The sequence below is a fragment of the Candidatus Magnetobacterium casense genome (assembly GCF_019173545.1).
Taxonomy (GTDB): Bacteria; Nitrospirota; Thermodesulfovibrionia; order Thermodesulfovibrionales; family Magnetobacteriaceae; genus Magnetobacterium; species Magnetobacterium cryptolimnobacter.
In genome coordinates, this window is record NZ_JABXWD010000110.1 from 1 (window position 1) to 9,829 (window position 9,829).

A 9,829-nucleotide genomic window follows, 5' to 3' on the forward strand; every position below is an offset into this window, starting at 1 on the left:
ATAGCACGTTTCGATTGGATTAAATACAAGATAATGGCATTTTACGGGGTCAAGGGGACTGGTCCCCTTGCGGGGGGTTCTGAAGGGGGGCGGAGCCGCCCCTTTCTTTCTTGTATTGCACACAATCGAAACGCGCTATATATAAACTCAGGAGGCCACAATGCCCTTTGCCAAGGTCATCAGCGAAGCCGGTTTCAATTAACGGATGTACACAGCAAGAATGAAAACAATATTAGCTGAAAACATAGCCGGTAATAAATTAATCGATAACCAAATGATATCCCTCATTGTGGATACCATATTGTCGTTTGTAAAGCCGGAGAGGATAATCGTTTTTGGCTCAAGGGTCAGTGGCAGGGGGCATGAATACTCTGATTATGATATAGCAATTGAGGGCGTAAAGTTAGATGTCAGGACAAGTCGTTTGCTTAGGGAGGAGTTGGATATAAGGGCTGAAATCTATACGATTGATCTGGTCGAATTGGACAGGGCAGATGATGGTTTCAGGGAGTTGGTCAAAGAGGGGGGGATAGTGATCTATGAAGCCGGAAGTTCGGCTAATCCCACATGTATCAGAAAAGACAGAGAGAGAAGGTGGCGGCTCTGTTCCCCATTGACCCCTTCCTACATAGACGCAAACTTATCATCTCTCCTTGACCCCATTATGCTAGAGGTCATTGTGGATACCATATTGTCGTTTGTAAAGCCGGAGAAGGTAATTGTTTTTGGCTCAAGGGTCAGTGGCAAGGGGCATGAGTACTCTGAGTATGATATAGCAATTGAGGGCGTAAAGTTAGATGTCAGGACAAGTCGTTTGCTTAGGGAGACACTGGATATAAGGGCTGGAATCTATACGATCTACCTGGTCGAGTTGGACAGGGCAGATGATGGCTTCAGGGCGTTGGTCAAAGAGGGGGGGATAGTGATCTATGAAGCCGGTTGACTATACGATTGATAAGCTTCAGAAGGCGTTGTTACAACTGAGGGATGCCGCAGATCGGGCGGTTGATGACTTGGGCAGGGATGCTGTCATACAGAGGTTTGAGTTTACATGCGAGTTGTTTTGGAAGGCAATCAAGGTAGTTCTCGAGTATGAAAAATTCAGTTGTCAGAGCCCACGCTCGTGTATCAAAGAGGGTGTCAGGAGAGGGCTTCTATTAGGTGGACAGACGCTTTTGGATATGCTCCAGGACAGAAACATTACTTCGCACCTATACGATGAGGCAATGGCAGAGGAGGTATTTCAACGCATCAAGGCAACCTATATCAACCTGCTGGAGGATAATCTGCAACACATCAGGTCAAGGCTTTAAATCAATGCGTTCTACTCCTGACCTACTCTCTTGATATCCGGCATTACAGGAGGGACTACATCGTCAGGGCGGATATTTCGAAGTTGACGATAAGGTCTATGGGCAGTATGAGGTTTACCGGGCGGATATCGAGCTTCTTTATGTACAGAAAAGGCTTTCTGGTTTCAATCTCATAGAGGACATCGTTTAACACCGATATGCTTGGACACGTTACGTCCATCTCAATGTTTATAACCTGAAATGGGGGCGTGCTTTCGGGCTGTTTGACGTTGAAGCGTGTGATGTTACCCCCGCGGGGGGTGATTGTTGACTGGATGATGCTTTGCAGATCAGCCGCTGCAAGGGCAGGGGTCTTGCCGTGGATTACGTAGTTGGTTATCTGCTCGATGTTGTTCTTGTAATCCTCGTGGATTTCTTCCAGGGTCTTTTTTTGGGCAACTGTCGCCCGGTAGTCCTTTATCTTCTTGATCTTCAGGGCCTTCCTGTCGGCAACATCATCCCTCCTCTCCAGGGCAACGCGATAAACATTGTCATAGAGCACCCCTCCGGCCAAAACCAGCATTATTATTATCAGTATTATAAGTTTCCTTCTGCTCATGTCTTTACTTAAAGGCGGCTTTTATCTGAAACCGCTCCTTACCCAACCGTTGGTCCTTGTACGTTGTTGCAGAGGTGCCAACGTCCTTAAAATACTTTGAGTTCTCAAGCATGCCCAGTAACACGGATGCCGTTGGGGCATACCCCTCTACCATGATATCCTTTTCGGTAATGGTCAGCCTGGCAAGCCAGGTATCGGGGGGAAGTATCGTGGTCAGCTCCTTGAGCATGTCCAGGGTAAGGCGCCGTTTACTGTGAAAGTTGTTCAGTGCGGTTAAGTCATCCTGCATAGCCGTTATTTCCTTTTTCAGTGTCTCCACTTTTTCGACTTCGGGCTTTAATGCCTTTATTTGTTTATCAAGCTCTATCAATGCCCGTTCGTCTTGCCATATGGGAATGTACATGTGAAATATTGCAATGGGTATGATCAATAATAAAAGCAGCACAGTGACTGCTATGGGGAGTTTCTTTCTCACAACCCTCCCAAAGGACAAGAGATTGACGGGCTTTCGTCTCTTGCGGCTGACCCCGATGGCAGCCCCCACGGGCAGACGCATGTCATATGTTGCGGAGTCCCTCAGCGGCAAAGACAACTCATCCATGCCAACAGAGGCAACCGGCAGCATGGCACGTACCACCTCCTCCGTGGTATCAACAGTTGGGTCATTGTTGATAAAGACAAGGGGGTTATCACTGACCTTGTCTCTGACACATGACAGGACTCCATTAGCGTCGTCCGGCCTGAAGGTATAGACTGAAGTAAGAACACCGTTTTCTGCCGTTATGAGTTCGGTCTTACCCTGCATAAAGTTTAGTATGAGGGCGTTTTTTTTCGGCAGGTTTTTTCCATGGTGTTTGTCGCTCCTGGTCGCTCCTGGCTTCTTGGCGCTCCAGGTCGCACCTGGGGCATACATGCAGACCCTCACCAGTGACAGGGGGTTGAGCGTCAGAGACGAAACCTTGTAGCCACCAGCCTGAAAACTACTCAGATAAGGGTCAACCATCTGCCTCCTTACCGTATAGATGGCAACATGGAGCATCTGTCTGTCCATGCTTATGATATCGTAGTCGTAGTAGACCTCCTCTGCCGAAAACGGGGTGAGATTGTCCATCTCAAAGGATATGGCAGAGGAAATATTGTCCATGACAACCGCCGGCAGTTCAGTGGTCTTCACCACGCACCACTCCTTTGGTACCGTGAGGATTATATTCATCCCCTTTGACGACCTGCCCTCCGTCACCATGGCGATAAAGGAGCCTAACTCCTCGGCGGAGGGGTACTGATTGTCTATCCCTCGGAAGAGGTTCTTTTTTATCACCACATATCGCGACGGTGTCCCCTTGATGATACAAGCATGTGCCCAGCCCTTTTCTATCGTTATCACCAGCGACCTGCGCTTCTGTCTTGTCAACTCAAAGGGCGATAACAGCAATATGTTGCCGACCACGGAGACCACACGGCCTAACCCCGCCAGCACCGTTGCCGTGCCAGAGTGCGTCGTAACACGCCTCAACAATGAAACAATTCCGCTTGCCTTATTCATAACAATCCTGATGCCATAATAGTTATATCCACATGTTTATTCTTTATTGGTTGTGACATTTTCCATTGATTTGTCCTCTTGCTCCTGAAACTTGAATGTCTCCGGCATCTTGTAAGATACGAACTTGAAGTCATTTGCAGATATCTCCACAATGGCCTTTATCCCTACGGATGAGGCATTGTCGTGGGACTTGCCAATGGCATCAATGGAGAAGAATATTTCGGTATTTTCATTGGGCACATTGATATAGTTCTTTATTGCCTCATAGGTTTCAGGCAAGAGCGCCTGCAATTCAGCCGTATTCTTAAACAACGCAGCCTTCCTTTGCTCTACAATGGCAGAGGCAACTTCTTCGGTAACGTTGGGTAAGGCCATCAGGACTTCCTTTGGGGCGGCGTTGATATTTATCTTACTGTTATCGATTCTATTGTACACGGTGACGAAGTCCCTGAGGCCTTTTTTGTCGCTTGTGCCATAGAAAATCTCCGACGTTACGCCCCTGATCATCAGCAGTTCGTCAACGGTGTCAAAGGGTGCATTTTTGGCCTTATAGGGGCGTTTCAGCGACATGTAATAATCGCTCTCAGCCCCATGCAAGCGGTGTAAGTCATCACTATCCATCCAGTCTCTTATAGAGTCTACAATAATATCCTGCGTATCGGCGTCAATCCCCAGGGCATTGACAAGCCCCTTTAATATTATATCATTGGAGAGGTTTAAGTCTACCTTGCCCGTCTCCGGCATCACACGCACAAGGGCAGAGCCATCGACAACCTCAACCGACCTGAAGCTGCCGTCGATCTTCCACCGGGTTTCATCGTCCTGAGGCTTCGTGCGTCTGTAGTACAGCTCTATGATGGCCCTGTTAATCCCACCTTCTGCCAGAAATCCTGCCGCCACGTACTGCCTGGAGCTGCTGCTCACCCGTGACTCGGACCGCGATATATAGGCCAGCGTCAACGACAGACCTATCAGGATCGCCATCACCCACAGCACCATCATCAGTGCAATCCCATCGGTATTGTATCTTACCGTAGTCATAATTCGGGGCTAACGGCCACCACCGCTAAACATATAGGGTTGTATCGGATTCTTCACGATGGCAGATGCCCTTGCCCTCACGGGTACCATCAGCTCTGTCTTGAAGCTGCCGTTGTACGCAAACAGCGAAACCAACAGCGGCACGGTATCGGAGTCTTCCACGCTCTTGCTCCAATCGCCTTCGGTATCCGTTGGTTTTTTGGTGAAAAAGTTAAACGATATCTCCTTGAAATTCTGTAGCAACACCGTACTTCTTGTTTCTCCGCTATATGCGCTCTCTTCGTGTATGACAAGCGAGCTGGTGTCACCGCCTCTGTCTCTGACCACCTCATATGTTACCAGAATAATGCCGCTCTGTCTACCCCACAGCGAAACACTGCTGACAAAAGACATGCTGTCCTCCTGGCCCTTGAAGTAGTACACCCCTTTTGCCGGCTCCCCATACATCAGGGGGATGAAGGATTGCAACTGCGACTCGATTATCCGCAGGGACGTTCTGGTGCGGTCGAGGGAATCGATCTTGCTCTCGCCCTTTTCGAGACTCTTGATGCCAAGGCGCAGCGAAAAACCAAGCACAACCACTATCATGGTCATTATGGTCATCACGATGGTCAGCTCCAGGAGCGTAAAGCCTGAGTTGTCACTTCTTATGATCTTACTGTACACTCTTGGCCACGGTGTCTTTCTTTTTGGCATACAGGGTGTTGAGGGGGTAAGACTTTTCATGGGAGCCGCTCTGCCACTTCACCGTTACCTTTATTGCATACAGGTCGTACTGGAGGGTTTCGGTCCTGTCCTGATCGACTTGCACGATGGCAACGTGGTATGTATAATCGGCGTTATCTGCTCTTTCGGTGTACTCCTCTTCGGTGAGGTTGCTGTCGGCAAGCACTGCCCTGAGCTTGGACTGCGCCATGACAACAGCCCGAGTATACCCCTCCGAGGAGGAAACCAACCTCAGCGAGCCTGAAAAAAGCTGCACTATCGCAGTTATCCCAACGGCTATAATGGTAATGGCAACCATTATCTCAATTAATGTAAAACCTTCTCTCTTGAAAGCATCACCTCTGTTATATGACATTATACGCACTGCTGTCGGGTTTGGCAAGAGAGAAGAAAGCAGGGTAACAAGTTTCACAAGAAGGGGTCAAGGGGGCTGGCCCCCTTGCAGGGGAGGTCTGAGGAGGGGGCGGAGGGGGTGAGGCACCCCTGCCGTAAACCACTCCCCTTTTTTCTTATCAACCTACTGAATCTGCCACTCCGTGCCAAGCACCGCCGGTAAGCCGCCAAGGGACAACTGCGTGCCGTCCATGAGCCAGATGCAAATCTCTCCGGTTGCGGAATTACGCCAGACAAGGTCTCTCTTGCCGTCGCCGTTAAAATCGCCAACGCTTATGATCTGCCACTGAGTACCGGCCTTGGCCGTCAGATCGCCACCCGTGATTTGCGTTGCATTCATCAGCCACGTGTAGACCATGTCATTGTCGGAATTGCGCCACAGCAGGTCGCTTTTGCCGTCGCCGTTGAAGTCGCCCACGTTGACTATCTGCCACTCCAGGCCAACCGTCCCAGGGGAACCGCTATCAGCTATCGTGGCGCCGTTCATCAGCCAGATGTAGACCATGCCGGTTGATATGTTGCGCCACAGGATATCGGTCTTACCGTCGCCGTTAAAGTCACTCACACATGCAATCTGCCAGTTAGCGTCAACCGTCCCCGGTGAGCCGCCGCCCGTACCGTTCATAAACCATATGTAGGTCATCCCTGTTGAGGTGTTTATCCACAGGACGTCGCTCTTGCCGTCGCCGTCAAAGTCGCCTGAACTTACCACCTGCCAGTCGGAGTCAACCGACGATGGCTGTGATATGGCCGATGGCGAGGCGCCGCCTGCTATGCTTGCACCATTCATGAACCACGTGTAGACCTGCCCGTTTTCGGTATTGCGCCACATGATGTCTCTCTTGCCGTCGCCGTTAAAGTCGCCGATGCTTTCGATCTGCCATTCATGGCCGAGCGTAGCCGGTGAACCGCCACCTGTTAGCGTTGCTCCGCCCATGAGCCATATGTAGACCATCCCGGTTGAGGTGTTACGCCAGACGATGTCGGTGGTGCCGTCGCCGTTAAAGTCGCCCATGCTTTCGATCTGCCACTCGTCGCCGAGCGTTGCCGGTGAACCGCCGCTTGCTATGTTTATACCGTTCATCAGCCACGTGTAGATCATGCCGTTTGAGATACTGCGCCACAGGATGTCGCTCTTGCCGTTACCGTTGAAGTCCATCCTGGGGATTCTGCACAGCAGGCAGACGCCCTGTGTAAAGCTGACGGAGACGCTCATGTTTGACGACATCGCAACGGTACACTGGTTGCCGCTTGTGGAGTCGCATCCCGTCCAGCCCCCGAACTTTGAGTCCTGCGTCGGAGTCGCTGTCAGGGTGACGGACGTCCCGCTGGCGTAGGTTGTCGTGCCGGTGTTGCCACTCCAGGTGAGGGTGCCCGTTGAGGCTATAACCGTGCCGGAGCCGGACTTCGTGACGGTGAGGGTGTAGGTTGTGGGAGGAGGGGTTGAAGTTACAGTAAATGCCTGGATGAGATTGTTTAGGACGTCTGATACATAGACGTTACCGGGGCTGTCAACTGCTACGCTAAATGGCATGGCAAACTTACCGTTACCCGTACCACTTCCACCCCATTGGGTCTTGAATGTGCCATTTGGGTCAAACTTCTGAATGAGGTTGTTTAAGGAATCGGCCACATAGACATCACCGGCACTGTCAACTGCTATACCAGTGGGGTTGTTAAACTTTCCGTTGCCTGATCCGCTGCCGCCCCATTGGATACTGAAAGTGCCGTTTGAGTCAAACTTCTGGACGAGGTTGTTTAAGGTGTCTACCACGTAAACATTGCCTATAGTGTCAGTTGCTACGCCATATGGGGCATTAAACGTTCCGTTACCTGTACCACTTCCACCCCATTGGGTCTTGAAGGTGCCACTTGAGTCAAACCTCTGGATGAGATTGTTTAAAGTGTCTGCCACATAAATATAACCGTTGGCGGCCACTGTAATACCAAATGGTGTGTTAAACGTTCCGTTGCCTGTGCCGCTGCCGCCCCACTGGGTCTTGAATTGATAGTCTTCAGCGTACAGGTTGCTTGCGATAAAACAAAGAACCAGGATGAAGGCTTCCATAACCTCTTTGAAATAAGACTTCTTATACAACATCAATGACCTTGTGTCTTTCATTAAATCCCTCCTAAATGTCATTCCAATAAACATCGAATCTAAAAAATAAATTTGGGCAGGGCTAAAGCCCTGCACCCAAAAAAAGAAAAAGAACCAAATGCCCAAATAACCGAATAATCAATGTCCGGAACGAACTGGCCATACATAGTCGAGGACGTAGGACTTACCGTTGGCGTAGACGTTGCCATCGTCCATGCCGACGATCCACGCGTGGGACGTACTGCCTGCGTAGGACGTCGACGACCAGTAGTCGCCAGACTGCACATCAAAACCATCGTCCCTAAGCTGTGAGTAACGATCAACAGCATGGCCGTTACAATAATACCAGTTGGTTGCATTGAGGTCCAACCCTGTTGTAGTCCCGTCCTCCCTGCAAAGGGTATACAACTCATCTATCGTTGGCAATCTCCAACCCGATGGCACACATGTATTAGCTTGATTCCACGTTGCATAACAACCGCCACCGCTGTTTTTCATCCACTGCAGTCCGGTTTTTGTATCCGTCATCGAGCCATCGCCGTTATCCGTGAAGCGCTTGCCACCTGGAGTTGGCGTAATTGTATAACTGACTGTATTGCTTATCGCCCCCGTCTGCCCATCCTCTGCCCACCATTTATATATTCCTGGTGCCTTAGTTGTTTCTGACTTATAAGTAATAGAGAAGGTTCCGTTGCTATCGATTGCCTGTTGAGGTGCAGGTTGGTATTCAGTTTCGTCAGGCTTCACGATATGCAATGTTGCAGTGCTATTCGGTGTAAAGCCTGTACCACTTTGTACAAAGGTGGTACCTGGAGGCCCTGACATCGGAGACTGTTCTATAACCGGACTTACAGTGCCTACTACATTGAACGTATAAGTACTACTTAATTCGCCAACTGTGCCATTTGCATAAATAGGAAGTACATTCCAACTATATTTTCCTTGAGCAAAATTATCAACCTCGTATGAGCAAGAAGATTCCCATCCTCCCGTGCCGTTTGATGTACAAGAGTCTTTTACATCTACTGTTAGTTGACCCTTTGAAGTTATAGTAAGATAATATTTCGTAGCCCCGGGAAAATTTGTCTTCCATTGGAAAGTAATCTTGGTCGAAGTACCATTAGCAGGGATATTATTATCTTTTAAAGGGTACACGAGTGTAGGAGCAAAGTCGCAGGTTGGGCCAGATATAAAGTCCTTAATCACAAACAAAAACATCCAATTACAGCGTGCATCGAAATAAGAATATTTCTCCTTACCGACACAGACATCGTGATCAAGACAAGCCTGCGTGTATATATTCACACCACGATTAGGAATACTATCCAAATCCCATATGGATGCAGGTATACATCCCTTGCCACAACGCCCCATACATTTATCTCCGCCAAATAACGTAGCTTCAGTTATAGTATCATTAGCATCTGAAGGCGGTTGAAATACCGTGTTTAAAATTGCGGCTATATTTGAGACGCCACCTGAAACATATCCAACATTTACAAGGATAGCTATTAGGTACGGCGGAATTGAGCAGATGTTTCCACCCACCTTTGTATATGTCGCATCTTGTGTAAGGTCTGTTTTACTAAAAACACTGCACAGATTATCGCTTCCTGTAAATAAAGAAAAGCTAAATCCACACCAGGGCAGGAATTGTGGTGTCTCTGACCTCGTTGCAAGGTTGACGATCTCAAGGATATTTAAAGGCAGATTGCTTGGCCAACTGTCCATGAGGTTTAAGGTGCGCACCAACTTATCCTCTACGAGTGTCTGACCTCTGAGTCCACTTGCCACCACGTGCAGGGCCTTATTTACAAGGACGTTGTCTTCTTCCGTAAGCATCGCTACCGGATTATGGCTATCATAAGCGCTGATATGGAAATCTCCTTCTCTGCTTCCATAGCCGATCCTTACATTTATCTGCTTGTCGTTCAATAGCAGGTTTATATCGATTATCTCATCTGCTCGTCCGTTTACGGCTGAAAATCTGACTGAAGGCTTTTGGGGTATCCTCTTTATATTTCATGGTAACTACGCTTTTATGCATCATGGATTCCTGGTCAAGCCAGGAATGACACACTTGGAAAACGCCTGTAACTGTCATTCCTGCGAAA

The 9,829-nt window shown here is 49.0% G+C and carries 10 protein-coding genes; 3 read left to right on the forward strand and 7 right to left on the reverse strand.

The window, feature by feature from the left end:
* Window positions 1-220 precede the first annotated feature (220 nt).
* Window positions 221-943: a nucleotidyltransferase domain-containing protein gene (locus HWQ67_RS07625; protein WP_218252088.1), complete on the forward strand. Its 723-nt coding sequence runs from the start codon at window positions 221-223 to the stop codon at window positions 941-943.
* Entirely contained in the window at window positions 930-1,313 is a 384-nt protein-coding gene (locus tag HWQ67_RS07630; protein WP_218252089.1) for an HI0074 family nucleotidyltransferase substrate-binding subunit, read from the forward strand. The genes HWQ67_RS07625 and HWQ67_RS07630 overlap by 14 nt, the downstream gene beginning before the upstream one ends.
* Before the next feature lie 55 nt (window positions 1,314-1,368).
* Here the strand turns inward: HWQ67_RS07630 and gspM are convergent, their stop codons facing one another.
* From gspM to HWQ67_RS20195, 7 genes are all read right to left on the reverse strand, one after another.
* Window positions 1,369-1,911 carry a type II secretion system protein GspM gene (gene gspM / locus HWQ67_RS07635; protein ID WP_218252090.1) on the reverse strand — a complete coding sequence of 181 codons (543 nt, stop codon included), beginning with the start codon at window positions 1,909-1,911 and terminating at the stop codon, window positions 1,369-1,371.
* A 4-nt stretch (window positions 1,912-1,915) separates the two neighbouring features.
* Window positions 1,916-3,454, reverse strand: a complete 1,539-nt coding sequence (locus HWQ67_RS07640) for a PilN domain-containing protein (RefSeq protein WP_218252091.1) — start codon at window positions 3,452-3,454, stop codon at window positions 1,916-1,918.
* A 36-nt stretch (window positions 3,455-3,490) separates the two neighbouring features.
* Window positions 3,491-4,495 (reverse strand): general secretion pathway protein GspK, encoded by a 1,005-nt coding sequence (locus HWQ67_RS07645; RefSeq protein ID WP_218252092.1) that lies wholly within the window; start codon window positions 4,493-4,495, stop codon window positions 3,491-3,493.
* A gap of 9 nt (window positions 4,496-4,504) precedes the next feature.
* A complete protein-coding gene (locus HWQ67_RS07650) occupies window positions 4,505-5,161 on the reverse strand; it encodes a prepilin-type N-terminal cleavage/methylation domain-containing protein (RefSeq protein WP_218252093.1) in 657 nt (218 codons plus the stop codon).
* Window positions 5,151-5,576, reverse strand: a complete 426-nt coding sequence (locus HWQ67_RS07655) for a type IV pilus modification PilV family protein (protein ID WP_218252094.1) — start codon at window positions 5,574-5,576, stop codon at window positions 5,151-5,153. The genes HWQ67_RS07650 and HWQ67_RS07655 overlap by 11 nt, the downstream gene beginning before the upstream one ends.
* 162 nt (window positions 5,577-5,738) lie before the next feature.
* Window positions 5,739-7,736 (reverse strand): FG-GAP-like repeat-containing protein, encoded by a 1,998-nt coding sequence (locus HWQ67_RS07660; protein ID WP_218252095.1) that lies wholly within the window; start codon window positions 7,734-7,736, stop codon window positions 5,739-5,741.
* Between the two features lie 117 nt (window positions 7,737-7,853).
* The gene (locus HWQ67_RS20195) at window positions 7,854-8,462 is read right to left on the reverse strand and encodes a DUF1566 domain-containing protein (protein ID WP_218252096.1); all 609 of its coding nucleotides are present in this window, start codon (window positions 8,460-8,462) and stop codon (window positions 7,854-7,856) included.
* A 697-nt stretch (window positions 8,463-9,159) separates the two neighbouring features.
* Between HWQ67_RS20195 and HWQ67_RS07670 the strand changes: the two genes are divergently transcribed.
* A complete protein-coding gene (locus tag HWQ67_RS07670) occupies window positions 9,160-9,489 on the forward strand; it encodes a hypothetical protein (protein WP_218252097.1) in 330 nt (109 codons plus the stop codon).
* Window positions 9,490-9,829: the final 340 nt, after the last annotated feature.

What these genes read in the sequence shown, in the direction of transcription:
- HWQ67_RS07625 (WP_218252088.1), top strand. Translation starts at nt 221, where the DNA reads ATGAAAACAATATTAGCTGAAAACATAGCCGGTAATAAATTAATCGAT.
- HWQ67_RS07630 (WP_218252089.1), top strand. Translation starts at nt 930, where the DNA reads ATGAAGCCGGTTGACTATACGATTGATAAGCTTCAGAAGGCGTTGTTA.
- gspM (WP_218252090.1), bottom strand. Translation starts at nt 1,911, where the DNA reads ATGAGCAGAAGGAAACTTATAATACTGATAATAATAATGCTGGTTTTG.
- HWQ67_RS07640 (WP_218252091.1), bottom strand. Translation starts at nt 3,454, where the DNA reads ATGAATAAGGCAAGCGGAATTGTTTCATTGTTGAGGCGTGTTACGACG.
- HWQ67_RS07645 (WP_218252092.1), bottom strand. Translation starts at nt 4,495, where the DNA reads ATGACTACGGTAAGATACAATACCGATGGGATTGCACTGATGATGGTG.
- HWQ67_RS07655 (WP_218252094.1), bottom strand. Translation starts at nt 5,576, where the DNA reads ATGTCATATAACAGAGGTGATGCTTTCAAGAGAGAAGGTTTTACATTA.
- HWQ67_RS07660 (WP_218252095.1), bottom strand. Translation starts at nt 7,736, where the DNA reads ATGAAAGACACAAGGTCATTGATGTTGTATAAGAAGTCTTATTTCAAA.